This is a genomic window from Bradyrhizobium sp. USDA 4502 (genome assembly GCF_054063355.1).
The window spans coordinates 6,209,695-6,234,048 of record NZ_JBSSGF010000001.1; the positions used below are offsets into that span (position 1 = coordinate 6,209,695).

General features: G+C 65.2%; 27 protein-coding genes and 1 pseudogene. 14 read left to right on the top strand and 14 right to left on the bottom strand.

Features of this window, described 5'->3' with window-relative positions:
* Positions 1 to 11: 11 nt before the first annotated feature.
* From ACVW1B_RS28945 to mdcA, 3 genes are read right to left on the bottom strand one after another with little or no spacing between them, the layout of a single operon-like run.
* Positions 12 to 791, bottom strand: a complete 780-nt coding sequence (locus tag ACVW1B_RS28945; protein WP_253606926.1) for an alpha/beta fold hydrolase — start codon at positions 789 to 791, stop codon at positions 12 to 14.
* 34 nt (positions 792 to 825) lie between these two features.
* Positions 826 to 2,085, bottom strand: a complete 1,260-nt coding sequence (locus ACVW1B_RS28950; protein ID WP_253606925.1) for a malonyl-CoA decarboxylase — start codon at positions 2,083 to 2,085, stop codon at positions 826 to 828.
* Between the two features lie 12 nt (positions 2,086 to 2,097).
* Entirely contained in the window at positions 2,098 to 3,753 is a 1,656-nt protein-coding gene (mdcA, locus tag ACVW1B_RS28955) for a malonate decarboxylase subunit alpha (protein WP_253606924.1), read from the bottom strand.
* Between the two features lie 80 nt (positions 3,754 to 3,833).
* Between mdcA and ACVW1B_RS28960 the strand changes: the two genes are divergently transcribed.
* The 7 genes and pseudogenes from ACVW1B_RS28960 to flbD all read left to right on the top strand — a co-directional run bounded on the left by ACVW1B_RS28960 (position 3,834) and on the right by flbD (position 10,469).
* On the top strand, positions 3,834 to 4,694 hold the full coding sequence (locus ACVW1B_RS28960; protein ID WP_253606923.1) for a LysR substrate-binding domain-containing protein: 861 nt from the start codon (positions 3,834 to 3,836) through the stop codon (positions 4,692 to 4,694).
* Positions 4,695 to 4,869: 175 nt separating this feature from the next.
* Entirely contained in the window at positions 4,870 to 5,145 is a 276-nt protein-coding gene (sciP, locus tag ACVW1B_RS28965; protein WP_002714638.1) for a CtrA inhibitor SciP, read from the top strand.
* A 227-nt stretch (positions 5,146 to 5,372) separates the two neighbouring features.
* Positions 5,373 to 6,948 (top strand): annotated as a pseudogene (gene fliF, locus ACVW1B_RS28970) (flagellar basal-body MS-ring/collar protein FliF).
* 1 nt (position 6,949) lies between these two features.
* Positions 6,950 to 8,035 carry a flagellar motor switch protein FliG gene (gene fliG / locus ACVW1B_RS28975; RefSeq protein ID WP_018273552.1) on the top strand — a complete coding sequence of 362 codons (1,086 nt, stop codon included), beginning with the start codon at positions 6,950 to 6,952 and terminating at the stop codon, positions 8,033 to 8,035.
* Positions 8,035 to 8,658 carry a FliH/SctL family protein gene (locus tag ACVW1B_RS28980; RefSeq protein ID WP_018273553.1) on the top strand — a complete coding sequence of 208 codons (624 nt, stop codon included), beginning with the start codon at positions 8,035 to 8,037 and terminating at the stop codon, positions 8,656 to 8,658. The genes fliG and ACVW1B_RS28980 overlap by 1 nt, the downstream gene beginning before the upstream one ends.
* Positions 8,659 to 8,678: 20 nt before the next feature.
* On the top strand, positions 8,679 to 9,029 hold the full coding sequence (gene fliN, locus ACVW1B_RS28985; protein WP_028333458.1) for a flagellar motor switch protein FliN: 351 nt from the start codon (positions 8,679 to 8,681) through the stop codon (positions 9,027 to 9,029).
* Positions 9,030 to 9,083: 54 nt separating this feature from the next.
* Positions 9,084 to 10,469 (top strand): sigma-54-dependent transcriptional regulator FlbD, encoded by a 1,386-nt coding sequence (gene flbD / locus ACVW1B_RS28990; protein ID WP_225161424.1) that lies wholly within the window; start codon positions 9,084 to 9,086, stop codon positions 10,467 to 10,469.
* Between the two features lie 41 nt (positions 10,470 to 10,510).
* On the opposite strand, the gene ACVW1B_RS28995 is transcribed toward flbD, so the two are convergent.
* A complete protein-coding gene (locus ACVW1B_RS28995; RefSeq protein ID WP_016844338.1) occupies positions 10,511 to 10,666 on the bottom strand; it encodes a hypothetical protein in 156 nt (51 codons plus the stop codon).
* Positions 10,667 to 10,835: 169 nt separating this feature from the next.
* On the opposite strand from ACVW1B_RS28995, the gene ACVW1B_RS29000 reads away from it, so the two are divergent.
* Positions 10,836 to 11,213, top strand: a complete 378-nt coding sequence (locus tag ACVW1B_RS29000; protein WP_253606920.1) for a hypothetical protein — start codon at positions 10,836 to 10,838, stop codon at positions 11,211 to 11,213.
* A 38-nt stretch (positions 11,214 to 11,251) separates the two neighbouring features.
* Here the strand turns inward: ACVW1B_RS29000 and ACVW1B_RS29005 are convergent, their stop codons facing one another.
* The 7 genes from ACVW1B_RS29005 to ACVW1B_RS29035 form a co-directional block, all read right to left on the bottom strand.
* Positions 11,252 to 11,830: a flavin reductase family protein gene (locus tag ACVW1B_RS29005; RefSeq protein ID WP_253606919.1), complete on the bottom strand. Its 579-nt coding sequence runs from the start codon at positions 11,828 to 11,830 to the stop codon at positions 11,252 to 11,254.
* A gap of 7 nt (positions 11,831 to 11,837) precedes the next feature.
* A complete protein-coding gene (locus ACVW1B_RS29010) occupies positions 11,838 to 12,677 on the bottom strand; it encodes an ATP-binding cassette domain-containing protein (RefSeq protein ID WP_253606918.1) in 840 nt (279 codons plus the stop codon).
* 8 nt (positions 12,678 to 12,685) lie between these two features.
* Positions 12,686 to 13,432 (bottom strand): ABC transporter permease subunit, encoded by a 747-nt coding sequence (locus ACVW1B_RS29015; protein WP_057017321.1) that lies wholly within the window; start codon positions 13,430 to 13,432, stop codon positions 12,686 to 12,688.
* A 158-nt stretch (positions 13,433 to 13,590) separates the two neighbouring features.
* Positions 13,591 to 14,772: an FMNH2-dependent alkanesulfonate monooxygenase gene (gene ssuD, locus ACVW1B_RS29020; protein ID WP_253606917.1), complete on the bottom strand. Its 1,182-nt coding sequence runs from the start codon at positions 14,770 to 14,772 to the stop codon at positions 13,591 to 13,593.
* The gene (locus tag ACVW1B_RS29025; RefSeq protein WP_253606916.1) at positions 14,754 to 15,707 is read right to left on the bottom strand and encodes a sulfonate ABC transporter substrate-binding protein; all 954 of its coding nucleotides are present in this window, start codon (positions 15,705 to 15,707) and stop codon (positions 14,754 to 14,756) included. Before ACVW1B_RS29025 ends, ssuD begins: the two co-directional genes overlap by 19 nt.
* Positions 15,708 to 15,747: 40 nt before the next feature.
* Positions 15,748 to 16,698 (bottom strand): sulfonate ABC transporter substrate-binding protein, encoded by a 951-nt coding sequence (locus ACVW1B_RS29030; RefSeq protein WP_456822603.1) that lies wholly within the window; start codon positions 16,696 to 16,698, stop codon positions 15,748 to 15,750.
* Positions 16,699 to 16,914: 216 nt separating this feature from the next.
* Positions 16,915 to 18,120, bottom strand: a complete 1,206-nt coding sequence (locus ACVW1B_RS29035; RefSeq protein ID WP_253606914.1) for an LLM class flavin-dependent oxidoreductase — start codon at positions 18,118 to 18,120, stop codon at positions 16,915 to 16,917.
* A 218-nt stretch (positions 18,121 to 18,338) separates the two neighbouring features.
* Here ACVW1B_RS29035 and ACVW1B_RS29040 point away from each other — a divergent pair, with 218 nt between their 5' ends.
* The 6 genes from ACVW1B_RS29040 (at position 18,339) to ACVW1B_RS29065 (ending at position 22,408) form a co-directional block, all read left to right on the top strand.
* Positions 18,339 to 19,448: an ATP-dependent DNA helicase gene (locus ACVW1B_RS29040; protein ID WP_057017316.1), complete on the top strand. Its 1,110-nt coding sequence runs from the start codon at positions 18,339 to 18,341 to the stop codon at positions 19,446 to 19,448.
* Between the two features lie 265 nt (positions 19,449 to 19,713).
* Complete coding sequence (gene msrA / locus ACVW1B_RS29045; protein ID WP_253606913.1) at positions 19,714 to 20,430, top strand: peptide-methionine (S)-S-oxide reductase MsrA; 717 nt, start codon at positions 19,714 to 19,716, stop codon at positions 20,428 to 20,430.
* Positions 20,431 to 20,575: 145 nt separating this feature from the next.
* Positions 20,576 to 20,989 (top strand): peptide-methionine (R)-S-oxide reductase MsrB, encoded by a 414-nt coding sequence (gene msrB / locus ACVW1B_RS29050; RefSeq protein WP_253606912.1) that lies wholly within the window; start codon positions 20,576 to 20,578, stop codon positions 20,987 to 20,989.
* 224 nt (positions 20,990 to 21,213) lie between these two features.
* Positions 21,214 to 21,591, top strand: coding sequence for a hypothetical protein (locus ACVW1B_RS29055; protein WP_253606911.1), 378 nt, complete (start codon positions 21,214 to 21,216; stop codon positions 21,589 to 21,591).
* A gap of 137 nt (positions 21,592 to 21,728) precedes the next feature.
* Positions 21,729 to 21,893, top strand: coding sequence for a DUF3309 family protein (locus ACVW1B_RS29060; RefSeq protein WP_016844323.1), 165 nt, complete (start codon positions 21,729 to 21,731; stop codon positions 21,891 to 21,893).
* A gap of 224 nt (positions 21,894 to 22,117) precedes the next feature.
* Complete coding sequence (locus ACVW1B_RS29065) at positions 22,118 to 22,408, top strand: hypothetical protein (protein ID WP_016844322.1); 291 nt, start codon at positions 22,118 to 22,120, stop codon at positions 22,406 to 22,408.
* A 62-nt stretch (positions 22,409 to 22,470) separates the two neighbouring features.
* Here ACVW1B_RS29065 and ACVW1B_RS29070 read toward each other — a convergent pair whose 3' ends face one another.
* The 3 genes from ACVW1B_RS29070 to ACVW1B_RS29080 all read right to left on the bottom strand — a co-directional run bounded on the left by ACVW1B_RS29070 (position 22,471) and on the right by ACVW1B_RS29080 (position 24,305).
* Complete coding sequence (locus ACVW1B_RS29070) at positions 22,471 to 23,031, bottom strand: DUF4112 domain-containing protein (RefSeq protein ID WP_253606910.1); 561 nt, start codon at positions 23,029 to 23,031, stop codon at positions 22,471 to 22,473.
* A 93-nt stretch (positions 23,032 to 23,124) separates the two neighbouring features.
* On the bottom strand, positions 23,125 to 23,604 hold the full coding sequence (locus ACVW1B_RS29075) for a Crp/Fnr family transcriptional regulator (RefSeq protein WP_253606909.1): 480 nt from the start codon (positions 23,602 to 23,604) through the stop codon (positions 23,125 to 23,127).
* A gap of 266 nt (positions 23,605 to 23,870) precedes the next feature.
* Positions 23,871 to 24,305, bottom strand: a complete 435-nt coding sequence (locus ACVW1B_RS29080) for a DUF5413 family protein (protein WP_028343492.1) — start codon at positions 24,303 to 24,305, stop codon at positions 23,871 to 23,873.
* Positions 24,306 to 24,354 lie beyond the last annotated feature (49 nt).

Below are 24,354 nucleotides of genomic sequence, written 5' to 3' on the forward strand. Positions count from 1 at the left end.
AACGCCGACGCTCAGCTCGACTGCCGCGCGGCGTCGAGGATCAGCCGCGCGATCGCGTCCGGCTGCGAGATCAGCGCGAGATGGCTGGCCTTCACCTCGATCGTGGTGGCGCCCATCCGCTTGGCCATGAAGCGCTCGAGATCCGGATTGATGGTGCGATCTTCGGTCGAGACGGCGTAGTAGCTCGGCCTGCTGCGCCAGGCCGCATGGCTGGTCTTGCCGGTCAGCAGTTGCTTGTGGAACGGCTGCTGCACGGCATAGAGCACCTTCGCCTTCGCCTCCGGCAGGTCGCCGGCGAAATCGCGCAGGAACGCTTGTTCGCTGAGCCGGCCCTCGTCGCCGTCGAACACGATGCCCGCGCTCGCGGGCGGCGTCGGATAGGTCTTTGCCAGCGCGGTGTAATCCTCGTCCGCATCGGGTGCGCGCGCCGCGACATAGACCAGCGCCGAGACATTCGGATGCACGCCGGCCTCGGTGACGATCATGCCGGAGAAGGAATGGCCGACCAGCACGGTCGGACCATCCTGGCGATCGAGCACCCGCTGCGCGGAGGCAACCGCTTCAGGCAGCGTGGTCAACGGATTTTGCACCGACGTCACGTTGAGCCCGGCGGCCTGCAGGCGCGGAATGACCTCGGACCAGCAGGAGCCGTCGGCGAACAGGCCGTGCACCAGCACGACGTTGCGCGCCTTGACCGGCGGCGTGGTGGCGGCCATGCCGCGCGTGGACACCAGTGAAGCCGCGGCTCCAGCGAGCAAGGCGGTCGAGAAGGCGCGTCTGTTCATCATCATGTTACTGCTCCGTTGTTGTATGCTGAGTTGAAAATCAGAGAAGCGCGTCCACCTGCGGTGAACGGACAATCTCTCCTACGCGCGCAAAGGCCTCATGGTTACGCTCGATGCTGTCGTGATCGTAAAGATAGTTGACCATGATGCCGAAGGATTCCGCCATCGCGCGATCGGCCGTGTTGCCGAGCCAATTGATCCGCTCCAATCGGGCACCGTTGCCGAGATGGAAGCGCGCCACCGGATCGATGCGATTTCCTGACGCCGGCGAGCGCGTGAGATATTGCGCGCATAGCCTCATCAGGACCGGACGCCAGGTCTCGCTGGTCGCCGCGTCGTGCCACCAGCCTTCGCGGTCCAGCTCGCGCAGCATCGCGACCTCGTTGCCGCCGGATTGCGGCTGCTGGCTGAGCCAGCGCCGAAAGCCCGGGATCGGTGACAGCGTGGAGAAGCGTTTCAGCTGCGGGAATTCCGTTTGCAGCTCCTCGACCACCTGCTTGATCAGGAAGTTGCCGAACGACACGCCGCGCAGTCCGTCCTGGCAGTTGGAGATCGAATAGAAGATCGCGGTGTCGGCATGCGCGGCCCTGAGGCCGGCGCTGTCTTGATCCGCATCCTGCACCAGCAGCGGTCGCACGGCGGTGGCCAATCCCTGCACCAGCGCGACCTCGACGAAGATCAGCGGCTCGCCGGGCAGCGCGGGGTGGAAGAAGGCAAAGCAGCGGCGGTCGGGCGCAAGGCGGCGGCGCAGATCGTCCCAGCCCTTGATCTCGTGCACCGCCTCATAGGCGATCAGCTTCTCGAGCACGGCGGCCGGCGACTGCCAGTCGATGCGGCGAAGCTCGAGGAAGCCGCGATTGAACCATGAGACGAACAGATGCTTGAGATCGGCATCGAGCAGCTTCAGCTCCGGTTCGGGGCCGAGACGGCCGGCGATCTCGCTGCGCATCGCGATCAGGCTCGCCGTGCCGCCGGGCGCCATATTCATCCGCCGCAGCACCTCCTGGCGCGGCGGATCGGCGGCGTCGGCCAAGGCGGCCGCGGCCGCCGCGGTGCCGTCGGCAAGATAGCGCTTCGCCGCATCCTGCAGCGCCGTCGCGTCGGGCTGGAACGCGCTCGCCAGATAGCGTTGAAAGCCGTGCCGGCCGGTGGCATCGAGCGCGCGCATGGTCTGCTGCAATTGGCGCGCGATCAGGGCGCCCGACGCTTCGCCGCGCTCGGACAACAATGCCGCGGCGAGCTGCCTCGCTTTGTCGAGTGAGGCCGGTGGACTGCCTGGGATGTGCTCGGCGTGGGTCATGGGAGCCTCCTTCTAGCGGCGGAATTTGGCGGGCGGCGTGTAGAGGTTGCCCGATGCGGCGACGAGATCGTCGATGGATTTCGCGGCGAGCCAGTCGCGCGTCGCCGTCTCGACGTCGAGGCCGAGATCGGACGGCAGCATCACGATGCCGCGGCGGCGCAGACCGTCGGTCGTCCCGGCGTCCTGCCGCCGGCCGAACTCGGTGTCGCCGGCGACCGCGCGCAGGGCGGCCTCGCGCTCCTGCGGCGAGCGGCAACGCAACAGGTTGCAGACGCCGCGTTCGGTGATCACGTGGGTGACATCGTCGCCATGGATCATGACGGGCGGCAGCGCGAAGCCGGCCGAGGCCGCGAGGTCGAACGCGTCGAGGCGCTCGACGAAGCTCGGCGCGCCGTTCGGCTGCCAGGTCTGGACCATCTGCACCACGAGCTTGCGGCCGCGCAGGCGCTCGCCTGCTTCCTCGCCGGCACGCAGCCAGGCAACGCTGTCGTGGCGTCGGCCGCGCGGATCGGCACCCATGTTCGGCGCGCCGCCGAAGCCGGTGATGCGGTCCTTGGTGGCGGTCGAGCTGTTGCCCTCGGGATCGATCTGCAAGGTGCCGCCGACGAACAGATCGCAGGCATATTGTCCGGCGACCTGCGCCAGCGCGCGGTTGGAGCGCAGATTGCCGTCGGCGCCGACCGGAAACACGTCGGGACGGCTGGCGACATAGCGCTCCATGCCGAGCTCCGAGCCGAAGCAATAGACGTTGTCGACGAAGCCGGCTTCGATCGCGGGGATCAGCGTCGGATGCGGGTTGAGCACGAAATTCCGCGCGACCTTGCCCTTCAGCCCGCGCCTGGCGGCAAAGGTCGGCAGGATCAGCTCGATCGCTGCGGTGGCATAGCCGATGCCGTGATTGAGCCGTGTCACCTGATAAGGTTCGTACACCGCCGCAATCGCCATCATCGCCATCAGGACGTTCTCGTCCCTGATCTTGGCGGGATCGCGCGTGAACAGCGGATCGATCGCATACGGCTTCGGACCGGGCACCACGACATCGACCCAGTCGCCGGGGATATCGACGCGCGGCAGGCGATCGACGATTTCGTTGACCTGCGCCACGACGACGCCGCCGCGGAACGCCGCGGCCTCGGCGATGGTCGGCGTGTCCTCGGTGTTCGGACCGGTGTACAGATTGCCGTCGCGATCGGCCTTGTCGGCCACGATGAGCGCAACCTGCGGCGTCAGATCCACCAGCATCCGCGCGTAAAGCTCGAGATAGGTATGGATCGCGCCGATCCGCAGCGCCTTGGCGGCGACGAGCTCGGCAAGGCGGCGGCTCTGCGGGCCGGCAAAGGCGAAGTCCAGGCGGTTGGCGATGCCGCGCTCGAACACCGCGAGATGATCGGGAAGCGCCAGCACCGACTGCACCATGTGCAGATCATGCACCCGCGCCGGGTCCACCCCGGCGAGGCACGCGGCCAGGAAGTCGGCCTGTTTCTGGTTGTCGCCCTCGAGTGCCACCCGGTCGCCGGATGCGATAACCGCCTCCAGCAGCTCGATCGCGCGGTCGGGCGGGCAGACCTTTCCGTTTGTGCCGCAGACAGTTCGCGCGCGCACGAGGCGCGCCGTGCGATCGGTTCGTGGTGTCGTCTCCGACATGATGGCCTCTCCTTGCTTGATCATCTGAAGCGAAGGTAGGCGGGCGGAATTGATAATAGAAACGATATTCTATAATATGATTGATTACAGATATGGATTAATCGATGCTCGACCTCGAACTTTTGCGGGCCTTCGTCGCGGTCGCCGATTGCGGCGGCTTCCACCGCGCCGCCGAGCAATTGCATCTGACCCAGTCGACCATCAGCCAGCAGATCAAGCGGCTCGAGCTCGAGACCCGGCGGCCGCTGTTCCGGCGCACGACGCGCAGCGTCGCGCTGACCGACGAAGGCGAGATGCTGCTCGGCGATGCGCGGCGTTTGCTGCAGCTCGAGGAAGCGGCGCGGCAGCGGCTGGTGGCGCCGCGGCTGTCCGGCTCGATCCGTCTCGGCGTGGTCGAGGAAGTCGCCGGCGGCTCATTGCCGTCGGCGCTGGGCCGCTTCGCCGCGCTGCATCGCGGGGTCAAGCTCGAGGTGCAGATCGGTGTCAGCGCCGAACTGATCGAGCAGCTCAATGCGGGCCGGCTCGATCTGGTGTTCGCCAAGCGGCCGCTCGGAACGTCGAAAGGCCGTCTGGTGTGGCGCGAACCGCTGGTGTGGACCGCGGCGGAAACGTTCGATCTCGTTCCCGGCGCGCCGCTGCCGCTGGCGCTGTACCGCGAACGATCGGTGTCGCGCGACGCCGCACTCTCCGCGCTGCGCGACGGCGAGCTCGGCTGGGAGATCGTCTATACCAGCCCGAGCCTGACCGGCGTCCGTGCCGCCGCCGTCGCGGGACTTGCCGTCACCCCGCTGCCGCTCAGCGCGGTCACCACGGGCCTGCGCGTTCTCGGAATTGGCGACGGCCTGCCGCCGCTTCCCGATCTAGAATTCGCCATCTACGAGAAAAGACGGCCGGACAAGGCCTCAGAGGCGCTCGCCGATGCCTTGCTGACGCTGGCGCGCGGTCCCCTGCGCCCCACGATTTGAGCGCGCCGAACCGCGAATTGCGCCGCGCGCCGGTCTGCCCGACGGCGGGCAGACCCGAATGTTCCCGGCCGTTCCAACGAGATTCGTATTGAACGCTTGGGCTTAGGCAAATTTTAAACCGGGAGGCGTAGCTTACCCCTTGCGAGTTCAGTGGTTGAGAGTTTGTGAGTACGCCATGACAGAACCCCATCGCCCGAGGGTGAAATACGTCATCGGGCCTGACGGCAGCCCGTTAACGATTGCGGATTTGCCGGCCCCCGGTACCAAACGGTGGGTCATCCGCCGCAAGGCCGAAGTCGTCGCTGCGGTCCGCGGCGGCCTGCTCTCTCTCGAGGAGGCCTGCAGCCGCTACACATTGACCGTCGATGAATTCCTTTCCTGGCAGTTCTCGATCGACCAGCACGGTCTGGCCGGGCTGCGCACCACCCGCATCCAGCAATATCGGCAGTAATTCGGCGCCGATCCTGTGGCATTTGACGAAAACCGGCCTCGCCTTGCGAAGCCGGTTTTTTTCATGTCCGCGATTTTGCCGCGGTCCTTAACCTTCGTTAACCATATGGAAACCATACCCTAGGCAATATTTGCCCAGTCGGACCCGCGCGGGCCGAATCCTGGGGGCCGTTGGTGCAAAGTCTGGTTGCTTTCCTGAGAGGTCTTGGTGCGGCCCGCCTCGCGGCCATGGTTGCGGTCACCGCGGCCCTGATCGGCTTCTTCGCCTTCGTCATCATGCGCGTCACGACGCCACAGATGACCACCCTCTTCACCGACCTGTCGACCGAGGATTCCTCTGGAATCATCAAGGAGCTGGAACGCCAGGCGATCCCGTTCGAGCTGCGCAATGACGGCGCCGCAATCATGGTGCCGAAGGACAAGGTGACGCGGCTCAGGATGAAGCTCGCCGAGGGCGGCATGCCCAAGGGCGGCGGCGTCGGCTACGAGATCTTCGACAAGTCGGATGCCCTGGGCACCACGAGCTTCGTCCAGAACATCAATCATCTGCGGGCGCTGGAGGGCGAGCTCGCCCGCACCATCCGCGCCATCGACCGCGTCCAGGCCGCGCGCGTCCATCTGGTACTGCCGGAGAAGCCGCTGTTCTCGCGCGAGACGCCGGAGCCCTCCGCTTCGATCGTGCTCAGGGTGCGTGGCGCGCTGGAGCCGCAGCAGATCCGGGCTATCCGCCACGTCGTCGCCTCCGCCGTCAACGGGCTGAAGCCGCAGCGGGTCTCGATCGTCGACGAGGCCGGGCAACTGCTCGCCGACGGCGCCCAGTCCGATGCCGACGCCGCGGTCGGCGACGAGCGCCGCGCCGCCTTCGAGAAGCGGATGCGCAAGCAGGTCGAGGACATCGTCTCCTCGGTGGTCGGCGCCGGCCGCGCCCGCGTCCAGCTCTCCGCCGACTTCGACTACAACAAGATCACCCAGACCTCGGACAAGTTCGACCCCGAAGGACGGGTGCTGCGCTCGACCCAGACCCGCGAGGAAAGTAGCCTCACCGCCGACAATTCCGGCCAGGTCACCGTCGCCAACGAGCTGCCGGGCGGCCAGAACCAGGACAACGCCGCCCGCCGCCCGCGACCAGAGCAAGAAGAGCGAAGAGACCAACAATTACGAGATTTCGCGCACCACCAAGACCGAGGTGACCGAGGCCGGCCGCGTCAATCGCATCTCGGTCGCGGTGCTGGTCGACGGCAGCTACTCCAAGAACGAAAAAGGCGAGCTGGTCTATCAGGACCGCACCAAGGAGCAGCTCGACCGCATCGCCGCTTTGGTCCGCTCCGCGATCGGCTTCGACCAGAAGCGCGGCGACCAGGTCGAGGTCGTCAACCTGCGCTTCGCCGAGCCGCCCGCCGCGCAGCCGATCGCCGAGCCGACCGGCGTGCTCGGCATGCTGCAGTTCACCAAGGATGACGTGATGTACGTCATCGAGCTCGGCGTCATGATGATGCTCGGCCTCGTCGTGCTGTTCATGGTGGTCCGCCCGCTGGTCAAGCGCATCGTGGCGGCCGACGTCATTCCGGCGCTGGCCGGCGCGGGCATGCCCGCGTTGGCGGAAGCGCATGCCGAGAGCGCCGCAACGCCAGGTCAGGCGCTGATCCCGAGCGGCAGCGGCGCGGCGCAATTGATCGACGTCGCCCAGATCCAGGGCCAGGTCCACGCCCAGGCCGTGCACCGGGTCGGCGAGCTCGCCGAACGCAATCCGAACGAAACCGTCTCCATCGTCCGTCAATGGCTGAGCGAGCCGGTAGAGAACTGACATGGCCGCCGTACCCCAGACCACCAACGCCAACGACATCGCCACCGTCCTCTCGACGCTGGCGAACCGGCAAAGCGCCCGGCCCAAGGGCAAGCCGTTACCCGGCCCCAAGCGCGCGGCAATCCTGATGCTCGCACTCGGCGAGCAGTATGGCGGCAAGATCTGGTCGATGCTCGACGACGAGGAAGTCCGCGAGCTGTCGGTCCACATGTCGACCCTCGGCACCGTCGAGGCCGACGTGGTCGAGGACTTGATGCTGGAATTCGTCTCGCGGATGTCGGCCTCCGGCGCGCTGATGGGCAATTTCGACGCCACCGAACGGCTGCTGCAGCAATACCTGCCGGCCGAGCGCGTCTCCGGCATCATGGACGAGATCCGCGGCCCGGCCGGCCGCAACATGTGGGAGAAGCTCTCCAACGTGCAGGAAGAGGTGCTCGCCAACTACCTCAAGAACGAATACCCGCAGACCATCGCCGTGGTGCTGTCGAAGCTGAAGCCGGAGCACGCCGCGCGCGTGCTCGCGATCCTGCCCGAGGACATCGCCCTCGACGTGGTCGGCCGCATGCTGCGGATGGAAGCCGTGCAGAAGGAAGTCATCGAGCGCGTCGAGCAGACGCTGCGCACCGAGTTCATGTCGAACCTGTCGCAGACCCGCCGCCGCGACGCCCATGAGGTGATGGCCGAGATCTTCAACAATTTCGACCGCCAGACCGAGACCCGCTTCATCACCTCGCTGGAAGAGGAAAACCGCGAATCCGCCGAGCGCATCAAGGCGCTGATGTTCACCTTCGACGATTTGATCAAGCTCGATACCGCCTCGGCCCAGACGCTGATGCGCAACATCGACAAGGACAAGCTCGGCGTCGCGCTGAAGAGCGCCAACGAGGAGGTGCGCAGCTTCTTCCTCGGCAACATGTCCTCGCGCGCCGGCAAGATGCTGATGGACGACATGGCCGCGATGGGCCCGGTGCGGCTGCGCGACGTCGACGAGGCCCAGGCCCTTCTGGTCAACCTCGCCAAGGATCTCGCCGCCCGCGGCGAGATCACGCTGACCAAGAACCGCGCCGACGACGAGCTGGTGTATTGATGGCCGCGCCCGCAAAATTCCTGTTCGACACGGATTTCTCGGCGCCGGACCGCGCACGCGAACGCGCGCCGACGCCGGCCGAGGTCGCGCAGAAGGTCGCCGACGCCGAGGCGCGGGCCTATCGCGCCGGCTACGAGGCCGCGCTGCGCGAGGCCAAGGTCGAGAGCGACCGCCGGGCCGCGCAGGCGTTGGAGGAGATCGGCACCGCGATCAAGGGCATCGCGGCGCGCTTCGCCGGCATCGAGACGCGGATGGAGACCGAGGCGGTGGACGTCGCGGTGGCGGTCGCCCGCAAGCTTTGTTCCGAGCTGATCGCGCGCGAGCCGCTCGGCGAGATCACCGCGCTGGTCTCCGACTGCTTCTCGCATCTGGTGGCGACGCCGCATCTCGTGGTCCGCATCAACGACGCGCTCTACGAGGCGGCGCATGACAATATCGAGCGGATGGCGGCGCATTCCGGCTTTCAGGGTCGGCTGGTGATCCTGGCCGAGCCGACGATTGCGACCGGCGACTGCCGGATCGAATGGGCCGATGGCGGCGTCGTGCTGGAACGCGCCGCGATCGAAGGCAAGATCAACGAACTCGTCGGGCGCTATCTGGCGTCCCGCGGCCAGGCCGGCTGAAGGCGATTGAGGGCTGAACCATGACCGACACCGACACCCAAGTCCCGCTTCCCGATCTCAATTCCGCCGACGCGCCCACCATCGACGACATCGGCTACAACGAGGACGAACATGCCGCGCGCATCGCGGCCGATCTGGAGGCCGTGTTCGACGTGCCGGTGCAGGTCTCGGCGGTGCTCGGCCGCTCCAAGATGGACGTCGGCGACCTCTTGAAACTCGGACCGGGCACCGTGCTCGAACTCGACCGCCGCGTCGGCGAGGCGATCGACATCTACGTCAACAACCGCCTGGTGGCGCGTGGCGAAGTGGTGCTGGTGGAAGACAAGCTCGGCGTGACCATGACCGAAATCATCAAGGCAGAACGCTCTTAATAACTCAGGCGGTCACGCGCGGGACCTGCGCGACCAGACGAACAGGAGATCATCATGCGGCTTCTCATCGTTGGCACCCTGAAGGGCCAACTCACGACCGCGACCAAGATCGCGATGGACAACGGCGCCTCCGTGACCCACGCCGAGGCCGCCGAACAGGCGATGAACGTGCTGCGCGGCGGCAAGGGCGCCGACCTCCTGCTGGTCGATGTCGGTCTCGACATCCGCGACCTCGTGATGCGGCTCGACGCCGAGCACATCCACGTACCGATCGTCGCCTGCGGCATCTCCAACGACGCCCGCGCCGCGGTCGCCGCGATCCATGCCGGCGCCAAGGAATACATCCCGCTGCCGCCGGACCCCGAGTTGATCGCAGCGGTGCTGGCCGCGGTCGCCAATGACGCGCGCGATTTGATCTACCGCGACGAGGCGATGGGCCGGGTGATCAAGCTGGCGCAGCAGATCGCGGGCTCGGACGCCTCCGTCATGATCACCGGCGAGTCCGGCACCGGCAAGGAAGTGCTGGCGCGCTACGTCCATTCCCGCTCGGCCCGCGCCAAGCGGCCGTTCATCTCGATCAACTGCGCCGCGATCCCCGAGCACCTCTTGGAATCCGAGCTGTTCGGCCATGAGAAGGGTGCCTTCACCGGCGCGGTCGCGCGCCGCATCGGCAAGTTCGAGGAAGCGACCGGCGGCACGCTGTTGCTCGACGAAATCTCCGAGATGGACGTGCGGCTGCAGTCCAAGCTGCTGCGCGCGATCCAGGAGCGCGTGATCGACCGCGTCGGCGGCACCAAGCCGGTCCCGGTCGACATCCGCATCATCGCGACCTCGAACCGCAACCTCTCGGAGGCGGTGCGCGAAGGCACCTTCCGCGAGGACCTGCTGTTCCGCCTCAACGTCGTCAACCTGAAGATTCCGCCGCTGCGCGACCGCCCGGCCGACATCCTCGAGCTGGCGCAGCATTTCGCCAGGAAATATGCCGAGGCCAACGGCATGCCGGTCCGTCCGATCTCGACTGATGCCCGCCGCATCCTGACCGCGAACCGCTGGCAGGGCAACGTCCGCGAGCTCGAGAACACCATCCATCGCGCGGTCCTGATGGCGCAGGGCGACGAGATCGGCGCTGAGGCGATCCTGACCCCCGACGGCGACCGCCTCGACCTCGCCAAGACCGCGCCCGCGGTCGCGCACGCCACGCTGGCCGCCGAGCAGGTCACCCGCGCGCTGGTGGGCCGCACGGTCGCCGATGTCGAGCGCGACCTGATCCTGGAGACGCTGAAGCACTGCCTCGGCAATCGCACCCATGCCGCCAACATCCTCGGCATCTCGATCCGCACGCTGCGCAACAAGCTGAACGAATATGCCGACGGCGGCATTCCGATCACCCCGGCCGGCAATGGCGCGCCCGACTATCAGCGCATGGCGAACGCCGGCTGAGCACGGGAAGCGACGGATTAAGTCCCGCCGTTTGCCTCGCCTCACGAATAACTGGGCGCGTCGGGCTTGCGGAAGATCCGGATCGGATCGCCGGGCGTGATGTCGCGACCGGTGAACGTCACATAGGCATAGAGCGCGAGATAGGCGACGGCGATCGCACCGACGAGATAGAACAGCCAGGTTCCCACGCGTTTCATCCAACGGTCACCTCTCCGAAACATCCGCGCCATTTAATGCGCCGATTGGGAAAGCGCCACAGCCAACATGCCGCGCCGGCCTCGGCGCCGTTCATCCCTTGAATCTTGCGGCAGGTTGCCTTATTCAATCTCCTATTGCGTTTACATTCTTAGACAACTGGAGAGTGATATGGCCCTTTATGCGCAGACCAGCGGCACCCTGTCCACGACCTCCGCGACTTTAACGCCGATGCAAGGCCTCAGCCTGACGATTCCGGAGGGCGTCGGCACCACCGCGATCATCACCCTTAACGTTCCGAATCCCTACGCCACGGGCAACGATATTCCGGGCGGCGTGTTCGGAGTCACCGTCAATGGCACGGTCTCGCCGGTCGTCGCAAGCTTCACCTATAACGAGACCCCGTCGAGCTTTGGCCGTATCCCGACCACGCTCGTCGTTGGCATTCCGCTGGCCAATGCAGCTCAGACCATCCAGGCTGTATGGGCTGGCGTCCGCGGCAGCAATGTGATCATCGACAGCCCGGCATCGCTGAGCGCAGTTTTCTAAAGTCCGATCCGGATAAGCACCGCGCGCTAACGCGGCCCTCACACATGAACATGACGCGACGGCAGGCTGACCTCAGCCAGCCGCGCGGCGTCTTCCTCATGGTCGATCGCGACATACTCGCCGTGCCAATATGCCAGCGCGGCGGTGCGCTCTGACGCGATCACGTCGAGCACGCGGCCGATGACGATCACGTGCGAATGCCGTTCGATGGTCTCCTCGACCTCGCAATCAACCGCGGTCAACGCGCCGACCAGCAGCGGGACGCCTGACGCGCGCGTCGTCCACTCGGCGCCGGTGAAGCGGTCCGCGCCCTTCAGGCCGCCCTTGCCGGTGAAGCGCTCGGCGATGTCGCGCTGATCCGCGGCCAGGATGTTGACGCCGAACACGCCATGGCGCGCGATCAGCGGCCATGACGAGGCCGCGCGGTTGATGCTGACGATCAAGGACGGCGGCTCGACCGACAGCGACGACACCGAGGTCACCGTCATTCCCGAGATATCCTTGGCCCGGCCGGCCGTGATCACGCTGACGCCGCCGGTGAGGTGACGCATCGCGCCGCGGAATTCGGCGGCCGCAACCGCTGATACGATCGAAACATTGCGGACGATGGAATTCATGGCGACCTCACAGACTGTCTTCGCTGCCTTCGAGCAGATGCTTCAGGATCTCGCCCTCCAGCGCGGCGAGTTCGGCTGACCCGCGCCGGCGCGGCCGCGGCAGGTCGATCGTGACATCCTCGGCGATGCGGCCGTCCTCGATGACCAGCACGCGGTCGGCGAGCGCGACCGCCTCGGCGACGTCATGCGTCACCAGGATCGCGGTGAAGCCCTGGTCGCGCCAGACCCGCTCCAGCAGTTGCTGCATCGAGATCCGCGTCAGCGCATCGAGTGCGCCGAGCGGTTCGTCCAATGCCAGCACGCGCGGCTGGCTGACCAGCGCCCGCGCCAGCGCCACGCGCTGCTTCTGCCCGCCCGACAGCACCGACGGCCACTGGGTGCGCTTGTCGCCGAGTCCGACCTCGACCAGCGCGCGCTCGGCGCGCGCCTGTGCATCAGCAGACGAGCGCTCGCGCCCCAGCCCGACCTCGACATTGGACAGCACCCGCGCCCAGGGCAGCAGCCGCGGCTCCTGGAACATGACGCGCACGTCCTGCGCCCGCGGCGGTTCGCCGAAGGCGATGGTTCCCGCCGTCGGCGCGTCGAGGCCGGCGATCAGACGCAGCAGCGTGCTCTTGCCGCAGCCGCTGCGGCCGACGATCGCGACGAACTGGCCGGCCGGGATGTGCAGGTCGATGCCGCGCAGCACCTCGGTGTCGCCGAACGCCTTGCGCAGGCCGCGGATGGTCAGCGACAGGCCGCGGGCCGCGCCTTCCGGCACGCGCCGCAACTGCCTCGCCTTCACGACGATCTCGGTGCGGTCGACCGGCTCGGCTTCCGCGGTTTCGAAACGAAGCGCTTCTTGCATTCTGATTCTCACTTCTTCTGGAAGGCGGGATGCCACGACAGGGTCAGCCGCTCCAGCGCCCGCGAGGCGCTGTCGGCGAGCTTGCCGAGCAAGGCGTAGATCAGGATCGAGAGCACGACGACGTCGATCAGCATGAACTCGCGCGCCTGCATCGCCATGTAGCCGAGGCCCGACGAGGCCGCGATGGTCTCGGCGACGATCAAGGTCAGCCACATGATGCCGAGCGCGAAGCGCAGGCCGACGAAGATCGAGGGCAGCGCGCCGGGGAAGATCACCCGGCGGAACAGCTCGCCGTCGGTCATACCGTAGATGCGGCCCATCTCGATCAGCTGCGGGTCGACGGTGCGAATGCCGTGCAGCGTGTTGAGATAGATCGGGAAGAACACGCCGAGCGCAACCAGGAACAGCTTGGCCGACTCGTCGATGCCGAACCACAGGATGACGAGCGGGATCAGCGCCAAATGCGGAATGTTGCGCACCATCTGCAAGGTGGTGTCGGTGAGCTTTGCCGACAGCTGCGACAGGCCGTTGGCGAGGCCGAAGGCAAAGCCGATGCCGCCGCCGATCAAGAAGCCGATCGAGGCGCGCCAGAAGCTGACCCAGATGTTGCGGACCAGTTCGCCGGACAGCAGCAACTTCCATCCCGCCACCGCGACGTCAGTCGGCGCCGGCAACACCCGCGAGGGCACGTAGCCGGTGACGCAAGCAAGCTGCCACACCAGCACGATCGCCAGCGGCACGATCCAGGGGATCAAGCCGTCGACCTTCGGGAGTTTCGGCGCGCTGGAGCTGTTTCCGTTCCGATGGGATCGGAACGGAGCTCCAGATTTTTGTTTTGACGCGTTTTCTTCACGCGAACCGGCATCCACTTCGCTCGAAAACGCTTTGCGGCGCGGGAGACTGTCGATGAGACTCATGATTGCGATGCCTGCTTCTGCGGACGATAGTCGTTGCCGATGGTCTCACCGAACGGCCCGGTGTTGACGCGGATCGGCGTCACGTTGCCGCCCTGCGCCAGCGACAGCAGTGGGAACACCAATTCGGCGAAGCGATAGGCTTCCTCGAGATGCGGGTAGCCCGACATGATGAAGGTATCGACGCCGATCTCCTGATACTCCTTGATCCGCGCGGCGACGGTCTCGGGATCGCCGACCAGCGCGGTGCCGGCCCCGCCGCGCACCAGGCCGACGCCGGCCCACAGGTTCGGGCTGATCTCGAGCTTGTCGCGGCGGCCGCCATGCAGCTGCGCCATGCGCTGCTGGCCGACCGAATCCATCCGCGCAAAGATCTTTTGCGCGGCGGCCACCGTGTCGTCGGTGACGTACTGAATCAGCTCGTCGGCGGCGCGCCACGCTTCCGCGTTGGTCTCGCGCACGATCACATGCAGGCGGATGCCGAACGAGAGCTTGCGGCCGCGCTGCGCCGCCACCGCCTTCACCTTGGCGATCTTCTCGGCGACCTGCGCCGGCGGCTCGCCCCAGGTGAGATATTTGTCGACGGTGTCGACCGCGACGTCGATGCCGGCATCCGAGGAGCCGCCGAAATACAGCGGCGGCCGCGGCGACTGCACCGGATTGAACAGCAGGCGGCCGTCCTCGATCCTTATGTGCTCGCCTTCGACATTGACGGTCTTGCCCGCCAGCAGATCGCTGTAGACGTTGAGGAACTCGCGGGTCACCGCGTAGCGCTCGTCGTGACCTAAGAAGATGCCGTCGCCCTTGTTCTCGATCGGATCGCCGCCGGTGACGACGTTGATCAGAAGGCGGCCGTTCGACAGCCGGTCCAGCGTCGCGGTCATCCGTGCGGCGACGCTCGGCGACTGCAGGCCGGGCCTCACCGCCACGAGATAGCGCAGGCGTTCGGTCCAGGGCGCGACGGCAGAGGCCACCACCCAGGAATCCTCGCAGCTCCGCCCGGTCGGCAACAGCACGCCGTAATAGCCGAGCTGATCCGCGGCCTGCGCGATCTGGCGCAGATAATTGAAGTTCACCTCGCGGCCGCCGATTGACGTGCCGAGATAGCGGCTGTCGCCGTGGGTCGGCAGGAACCAGAGGATGTTGGCGTTGGTTGGGGTGCTCACGTGCCCGGCCTCCATGCGACGTCGGAAATCTTGATTTGTTTCGGGATCAGGCCGAGCGCGAAGAACGTGTCGGCGACCTGCTGCTGGTCCGCGACCACCGCATCGGTGACCGGCTTGATGCCGTAGGCCTGCCGCTTCAGCGCGACCTCGACCACCGGCACCGACAGGCCGATGCTCGGCGCCAGCTGCTCGGCAACGGCGTGGATATCGCCCTTGGCCCAGTCGTCGACCTCGCTCAGCTGCGCCAGCACGAGCTCGACGATCTTCGGATCGGCCTGCAGGAATTTCTTCGAGGCGAAGTAGAACTGATAGTTCGCGACGATGCCGGTGCCGTCGGCGACCGTGCGGGCGCCGGTCGCAGCCTCCGCCGCGGCCTGGAACGGATCCCAGATCACCCAGGCATCGACCGCGCCGCGCTCGAACGCCGCGCGTGCATCGGCCGGCGCCAGGAACACCGGCTCGATCTCGGAATATTTGACGCCGGCCTTCTCCAGCGCCTTCACCAAGAGATAGTGGACGTTGGAGCCCTTGTTCAGCGCGACCTTCTTGCCCTTCAGGTCAGTGACCGACTTGATCGCGCTGTCCTTCGGCACCAGGATCGCCTCGCCCTTCGGCGCCGGCGGCTCGTAGGCGACATACTGGATCGGCGCGCCGGCGGCCTGCGCGAAGATCGGCGGCGCCTCGCCGGTGTTGCCGAAATCGATCGCGCCGACATTGAGCGCCTCGAGCAGCGGCGGCCCGGACGGAAACTCGGTCCACACCACCTTGGTGCCGACCGCCTTCAGCTTTTCCTCGAGCGAGCCCTTGCTCTTGAGCAGCACCAGCTTGCCGTATTTCTGGTAACCGATGCGGACCACTTTCTCCTGGCCGTAGGAGGCACTGACGGTTGCGGCGACGATGCTGAGCGACAGCACCGCGCGGGCGATCCAGCGTCGAAATAAACGCGTCATGGGACTATCCTCTGCATTGAAATGACCAAACGCGCGCCGATCAGGTCTGGGGATTGCGCCAGACGATGTCGCGGATCGCGATCTGCTTCGGGATCAGGCCGAGCTTGAAGAAGCGGTCGGCGACGCCCTGCTGGGTCGCGATGATGTCGTCGGTCACGGGTCCGACCGAGAAGCCCGCCCGCTTCGCCGCGATGGTCTGGATATCGAGCGGCACGCCGGTGACGGCGGCCAGCGATTTGGCGACCTCGTCGGGATGCGCCTGCGCCCATGCCGCGCTCGACGTCGTGACATCGACGATCTGCTGCAGGACCGCGCCGCGATTGCGGGCGAAGTCGCGGTTGGCGATGTAGAACGAGTTGGTCTTGGTGATGTCGCGCGTCTTGACCAGAATGCGGCCGTTCTGCCTGGTCTCGGCGATCGCGAAATACGGATCCCAGATCGCCCAGGCATCGATGCCGCCATTGGCGAAGGCCGGACCGGCGTCCGGCGGCGTCAGATAGACCGGCGTGATGTCGTCATAGGTGAGCCCGGCCTTCTCCAGCGTCTGGATCACGACATTGTGCGCGCTCGATCCCTTGGTGAAGCCGACGCGCTTGCCCTTGAGATCGGCGATTGACGCGATCGCCGAATTCTGCGGCACCAGGATGCCGGACCCGTTGATGATGGGCTGCGCCGCGGCATAGACGATGGCCGCGCCCGCGGCCTGCGCGAAGATCGGCGGGGAATCGCCGACCGCGCCGTAATCGACGCTGCCGACATTCATCGCTTCCATCATCGGCGGGCCCGAGGAGAACTCGACCCATTTCACGCCGATGCCCTGCGGCTTGAAATGATTTTCCAAGACCTCGCGCTGGCGCGTGATAACGAGCACGCCGTTCTTCTGGTAGCCGATACGAATTTCCTTCGCGTCCGCCTGCGCCTTCGCACCGCGTGACAGCGCAGCGGCGGCGGCCGTGACGAGCGACAGCTGGAGGAACTCACGACGCTTCATTCCAAACTCTCCTGACGATCAAGCGCGCTATCGCGCTGCACGATCATGCGATGTCAGGATGATGGGGCGCGCGAATGAAGCTGTCGAGCACCGCACAAAAATAGCGATGCCAGCACTTCGGTGCTGGCATCGCGCGTGCCGTTTCTTTTAAGGCGCGGATCGCGTGTAGCGAATTATTTTCTTCACGCGATCGCGAGGCGGCTGCGCATTAATTGATCAGCCCGCAGCTGCTGCCTTCGAGCCGACATTGACCGCGAGTTTACCATAGCGGTCCGTGAACGCCTGGGTGTCGATCTCCTCGAGCTTAATCGAGCCATCGAGCACGCCCTTCTTCCAGGCATCGTGCTCGGGATCGTGCTGGAACTCCGGCATCACTTCTTTCGCGAACAGCTCGAGCGAATCGCAGATGTGCTCATGGGTGTTCTTGCCGGCCTGGTTGAGCAGGATCACCTGATCGATATGCGAGGCGCGGAAGCGCCGCAGCTTCTTGCGCAAGGTCTCGGGCGAGCCGATCAGGCCGCCGCGCAGCGCGGCCTCCTGCGCCTCCGGATTGTCCCGCTTCCACTTGTTGTACTCGTCCCACATGTTGACGGTGCCGGGCGCCGGGCGTTGCCGGTTCTGTGCCTGGCCGTAATAGCGCAGCGCGAACTGGAAGAAGGTTGCGCCGTCGGCGCGCCGGCGGGCTTCCTCGTCGGTCTTCGCGCACATGAAGAACGAGACCAGCGCCATGTTCGGATTGATCTTGTAGTCGGCGAGCTTCTTCAGCCGCTTGGTGATCGCGTTGTAATAGGCGTGCACCCAGGCATGCGCCGCCTCGGCGCTGACGAACTGAAAGCCGAGCGCGCCAAATCCGTTCTGCCCGGCGCGTTCGATGGTCGGCAATTGCGAGCATGCCATCCAGAGCGGCGGATGCGGCTTCTGCACCGGCTTCGGCACGACATTGCGCAGCGGGATATCGAAATATTGTCCGTGATGCTCGGTGCCGACCTTGCTGAACATCGGAAAGATCGCCTGCACGGCTTCCTCGAACACCTCGCGCTTGGTCTCCATGTCGCGGCCGAACGGCGTCAGCTCGGTGATCGAAGCGCTCTCGCCCATGCCGAACTCGCAGCGGCCGTTGCTCAGGAGATCGAGCACCGCGACCCGCTCGGCGACGCGGGCGGGATGATTGGTGGTGAGCTGGAAGATGCCGTGGCCGAGCCGGATGTGTTTGGTGCGCTGGCTCGCGGCGGCAAGGAAGGATTCCGGCGCCGGCGAGTGCGAATATTCCTCGAGGAAGTGGTGCTCCACGACCCAGGCGTAGTCGTAAGCGAGCCGGTCGGCGGTTTCCAATTGCGTCAGCGCGTTCTGGTAGAGCCTGAGCTCGTCGCCGTCGTTCCAGGGGCGCGGCAGTTGCAGCTCGTAAAAGATGCCGAATTTCATGGAGTCACTCCCAAGGTCGCTTGCTCGACCACTTATCGTGGTCTCGACCGCTTGTTGTTTTGGGGCAGTCTAGTGGCGCTCCGGATCAAGTCTAGCCTCGGGGGCGAAACCCCAATTCCGCGCAGCGGGAGACGGCTTGATCGGAACGCATGAATGTTTAGCTTGTGCTGGCCTGAGTCGCGGCGCTATCGGTCGCGCGCTCACTCTTCCGAAAGCCCATGACCACGTTCACGCCGCATCAGGACACTGCGCTGAAAGCCGTCGCCGACTGGCTGAAGGCCAAGCCCGGCCAGAATGGCACGCCGCCGGTGTTCCGCCTGTTCGGCTATGCCGGAACCGGCAAGACCACGCTCGCCCGCCACATCGCCGAAGGTGTCGACGGCGAGGTGAAGTTCGCGGCCTTCACCGGCAAGGCGGCGCTCGTGATGCGCAACAAAGGGTGTGACAGCGCCTCGACGATCCATTCGCTGATCTACCGCGCCCGCGAGTCCGGCGTCGAGCAGCCGAGCTTCGAGCTCTGGGACGATGCCCCGGCATCAAAGGCGAAGCTGATCGTGATCGACGAGTGCTCGATGGTCGATGCCGAGCTCGGCCGCGATTTGATGTCGTTCGACTGCCCGCTGCTGGTGCTCGGCGATCCCGCGCAATTGCCGCCGATCCAGGGCGGCGGCTTCTTCACCGATGCCGAGCCCGACGCGATGCTGACCGAGGTGCACCGCCAGGCGCAGGACGATCCGATCGTGCGGATGTCGATGGATATCCGCGAGGGTCGCGAGCTCGAGATCGGCCGCCATGGCGAGAGCGAGGTGGTGTCACGCAAGGAGCTCGATCCGGACCGCGTGATGAGCGCCGACCAGGTGCTGGTCGGCCGCAACAACACCCGCCGCGCCTACAACATGCGGGTGCGGCAGCGGCAGAACATCGAGGATCCGCTGCCGGTCGCCGGCGACAAGCTGGTCTGCCTGCGCAACAACCGCAAGAAGGGCCTGTTCAACGGCGGCCTGTGGCGGGTCAAGGCGCGCGCGCAGTCGAAATCCAGGATCATCACCATGCGCGTGATGCCGGACGAGGATTTCGGCTACAAGGTCACCAAGGTCTCGGTGCGCGGCGAGTGCTTCGACGGCGGCGTCGAGGGCGTGCCGTGGGAGCAGCGCAAGCCCTATGACGAGTTCGACTACGGCTATGTGCTGACCGTGCACAAGTCGCAGGGCTCGCAATGGGACGACGTCGTGCTGTTCGACGAGAGCTTTGCCTTCCAGGACTCGCGCGCGCGGTGGCTGTACACGGGGATCACGCGGGCGGCGAAGCGGCTCAGCGTGGTGGTGTGACGCCGTCATTCCGGGATGGTGCGTAAGCACCAGACCCGGAATCTCGAGATTCTCGGTGCGCAATTGCGCACCTGAGGGTTCGATGCTTTCGCATCGCCCCGGAATGACGCTCGCAAACGCGCATTTCCCTCACGAAACCGTGTGGCCGGCGCCGTAACAAAACGCCTCCTCGCCCGTATTTTGAAGCGTCGGAGCCACCCGGCCTGATTGGCCAATGCCGGCTCCCGCTCTAGACTGGCCCCACTTGCGATCCCACGAGGAACCCATGCCCAAAAGCTCCCTCAGCCGCCTCTCGCTGTGCGCCGCCGCGATCGGCGCGCTGGCCGTCACAGCTTTTGCCGTTGCGCCCTCGCTTGCCGCCGAGGACGCCGTGATCATCCCGGCGCCGGCCGCGAGCGCGCCGGAATCCGGCATCAAGACCGCAGTGCTGGCCGGCGGCTGCTTCTGGGGTGTGCAGGGCGTATTCCAGCACACCGCCGGCATCGTCAGCGCGGTGTCCGGCTACTCCGGCGGCAGCAAGGCAAGCGCCGATTACGAGAAGGTCTCGACCGGCACCACCGGCCATGCGGAATCGGTCGAGATCAAGTACGACCCGCAGAAGATCTCCTACGGCAAGATCCTGCAGATCTTCTTTTCCGTCGTGCACGACCCGACCCAGCTGAACCGGCAGGGCCCCGATTCCGGCACGCAATATCGCTCGGCGATCTTCACCACCAGCGACGAGCAGAAGAAGGTCGCGGACGCCTATATCGTCCAGCTCAACGCGGCCAAGGTCTACAAGAAGCCGATCGTCACCAAGGTCGGCGCGCTGGAGGCGTTCTATCCGGCGGAGGGCTACCACCAGGACTATCTGACGCTGCACCCGAACCAGCCCTATATTGCCTATAACGACATCCCGAAGGTCGAGAACCTGAAGAAGATCTTCGCGGAGAACTATATCGAGAAGCCGACGCTGGTGGGCAGCACCAAGGTCACCAACTGAGGCGACGCTTCCCGTCATTGCGAGCGAAGCGAAGCAATCCATGCCGCGGCAAGCGGAAAGATGGATTGCTTCGTCGCTTCAGCGCAAAATTGCCTTGCAATTTTGTCGCGAGCTCCTCGCAATGACAACCAACAAGGGAGTTTCCATGTCCGATACCAAGACCGACGGCAAGATCCGCAAGAGCGAAGCCGAGTGGCGCAAGGAATTGACGCCGATGCAGTACGCCGTGCTGCGCGAGAAAGCGACCGAGCGGCCCTTCACCGGCGAATACGAGCATGATCCCCGCAAGGGCACCTATGTCTGTGCCGGCTGCGGGCAGACGCTGTTCGAATCCGACCAGAAGTTCGATTCCGGCTGCGGCTGGCCGAGCTTCTCCAAGCCCGCGGTCGAGAGCCATGTCGACGAGGAGCGCGACATGAGCCACGGCATGATCCGCACCGAGGTGCTGTGCTCGAAATGCGACGGCCATCTCGGCCACGTCTTCAACGACGGCCCCGGCCCGACCGGCCTGCGCTACTGCATCAACTCGGCGGCGCTGAAGCTCGACGAGAAGAAGTAACGGCTGCGATTTTTGTCATGCGCGGGCTTGACCCGCGCATCCATCAAGGAGAGAGCCTTTCTCTGCGATGGATTGCCGGGTCAAGCCCGGCAATGACGACAGTGGGTTGGGCAAATATCCTGGCCTCACGTCGAACAATTTCTCCGCCCCGCGCGACCAAGAACCGGTCGCGCGGGGTTTTGTTTTGGCCGTGGTGACCTGCGCGTCAAACGAAGGAAATTTTGATGTCACGGATTCCAGGAAAGCTTTTGTTCGGTCTCGGTCTTGCCGGCCTCATCGTCGGGAGCGCGGTGAGCGGGCCTGCGTTGGCTGCCGACAAGATCTCGCTGTTCAAGGTCATCACCAGCAAGGACGAGATCGTCATCGGCCTGACCGATGCCGACCTCGCAGAGGTCGAAGGCCAGAATGCCGGCGGCATCGCCAAGATGCTGGTTGCGAAGGGCACGATGAGCGTCTGGCAATACGCCGTGCACAAGTCCCCCTCCGGCGATCTCGAACAGGCGCCGGTGCACAAGGTCGGACTGATCGCCAACGACTCGCTGCGGGTCGAGCCCTATCCGACCCCGCTGAAGGTGCTGCCGATCGACGAAGGCAGGAAATAGCCACCAGGGCCACCGGCAACATCCTCGTGATCGGCTGACGGCCTTAACGACTCGCAGGCCGGAATGTGCTTTGCTCGGTGTTCGCGGGGCCGTAGGCGTCTCGCCGTGCGGCTGCCGCCTGTTCTGAGGAGGGCGCCATGTCGCTTGGACTGATCCTCATCATCCTTCTGCTGATTATCCTGCTGGGTGGCTATAGCGGCCGAATTCGCGGCTATGGCTATGGCCTCGGCCACTCCGGAATGGGCCTTTTCGGGGTGATTTTGATCGTGGTCGCGATCCTGGCCTGGCTCGACAAGATTTGAGCACCATAAACCATTGAAATAAAAGAATTTATCTGGCCGGCCCCCGTGCTATGCGCGGATTCAGCATGTGCCCTGTCAGGGGCTCTTCTGGGGTCGCATTTTTGTCAAAGAGGCCTATATTAGGGGTCGAAATGACATGTACGGCGCGCCGCCGATAATAGGCCGCCGTCCCCCAAAATCCCTTTCGCAACGCCAACTGAAAAGAACACAAGAGGTCGTCGACCATGCGTCCCCTGCGTCCGTTCAACTATAACACATCCGCCGAACTGTTCCCCGCCGCGATCCGCAAGAAGAAGCGGGCGGGTTTCGCCTACCGCCGTTTCGGCACCGCTGCCGAGGCCGTGCAGTTCGCGATGGAGCAGCTGCCGGCGGACTCGCTGAACGGCGCCTATCTCCAGGTCGAGGAAGCCCGTTTCGACCAGAACGGCATCCGCTCGCTCTATGAGAGCGAGGCTTTTCCGCTGCCGCGTCGTCCGCGCCCGGCCGCCAGCCAGACCGACGCTGACGCCGCATAAGCTTTCTGCTCTTCGCTCAACGAAAAGCCCTCGGATCGATCCGGGGGCTTTTGTTTTGAGAGTTAAAATCGCGGCTGCTTGTCGAGCCAGCGCCGCAGCATCCGCACATTGCGGATATTGGCGCGGAACATGACGTCGAAGGCATCGCCCGCCACCGGCACCATGCCGATCACGCCGTCGACGGCGACGTTGGCGAGCATCCGCGCGGTGATGTGCCAGGGCGCGCCCAGCAGACGCGCCTCGCGCACCAGCCATAGCGAGATCGCGGTGGTGATGATATCGCCGACCACCGGGATCAGGCCGATCAGCCCGTCGATGCCGTAGCGCACATTGGTGCCCGGAACGATGAAGGCGACGTCGAGTAGTTTTGCGATCATCTCCAGCCGCTGCAGCCGCTGCTCGCGGGTCAGATTGCCGAACGGGTTGGCGGAGGAGTTGCGGAAGTCGAACTGGAAGCCTTCCTGAAAGGCTCCCTGAAAACCTTGGAACTGCGGATGCAGCAGGCCATCGGCGAGCTCGCGCCCGTCCTGGTCGATGACCTTGCCGCGCGCCTGCGCGCCGCCAAAGGGCGGCCGCGATCGCGCGGCGTGGGGCGTGAAGATGTCGTCCTCGGGCATGGCCATCACATGGTAACGCAGGCAGGCGGTTCAAGTTGCGTCACATTACCACTGTGTCACCTTCAAGGCCTATTACCTCGAGGCTCTGCCGCGCTCGCTTCAGTAGACGCCCTTGTTCATGGTTCTGAGCCGCTGCGCCAGCGTCCGCATGACCTTCAGGGCAAAATGCGGCGTCTGGCTCACGAGGAAGAGAAACTGCTTTTCCGAAACCGGGACGAGCTCGACATCCGTGAGCGCCGTGGCGGTCGCGCTCCTTGGCTCATTGTCGATCAACGCCATCTCGCCAAAGATCGTGTCGGGCGCCAGATCCGCCATCGTCTTGTTGCCGACCTGAATGCGCACATAGCCGCTCTTGATCACGAAGAGCTCGTTGGCCTGCTCGCCCTCGCGAAAGATAATGCCGCCGGCTCGGACCAGGCGCGTTTCGATACTGTTGCCCGTCAGAAGGCTGAAGCTTGCATCTGCCACTCGAAATTCCTTTCCCCGAATCCGGACGCAGATCCCGTACGTCCCGGTCGTCTGCAGCGACGGCTGAAATAAATGCGCGAACACAGAATAGAGCAGGCCCGGGATCGGCATCGCCACTGCCCCGGGCGGCCGCGGGTCACGAGGACGAACGCGGACATGACATTGGGACTACGTTTGCATGACGATGATGTGACAGTTGTGTGAAGGTAGCCGGACCTCCGGCGTCTCGCGCGCTGATACGATTACTGCAAGGGGCGATCTATTCCGCGCCGGGCGTTGAGCGCGGCCCTTGTCCGATCGCGACGTGCTCATTTCGCGGTTGGGTCAGAAGTCGCCGAACGCGACTTCTGCTTTTCCCTTGGTACTGAGCACCTGCCCTAATGCTGGGAAGCCGGCTGCGCCGGCGCGTGCAGCTCTTCGGCATATTTGTGCGCCAGCCAGGACGTGATCACGCCCGGGATGAAGCCGACCATTCCGTACAGGATGAACTGCACCGCGCCGCTTTCGGAGCCGTGCGAGGCGTAGGTCAGCGCCGCGCCGACGAACGCCACCGCACCAACGAGCAGCATCCGCACCACCGGCGCGATCCGCCTCACATGCATCAGGATGTCGTCGATCGCACCGAACATCAGCGACGGCACGATGCCGAACAGATAATTGTATTGCAGCGACTTCACGAACACGACGAGCAGCTTGGTCACCTCGCCGCCGCTGGTCTCGGTCCAGTAGCCGGACTGATAGGTGGTCATGAGCAGCAGCAGGAAGCCGCCGATGAACGGCCCGATGGCTGCGAAGATCAGATAGCGTTTCATGGCGTGCCCTTGCCCGACGTCAACCAAGTGTAACGCGGTCGCGCGACGG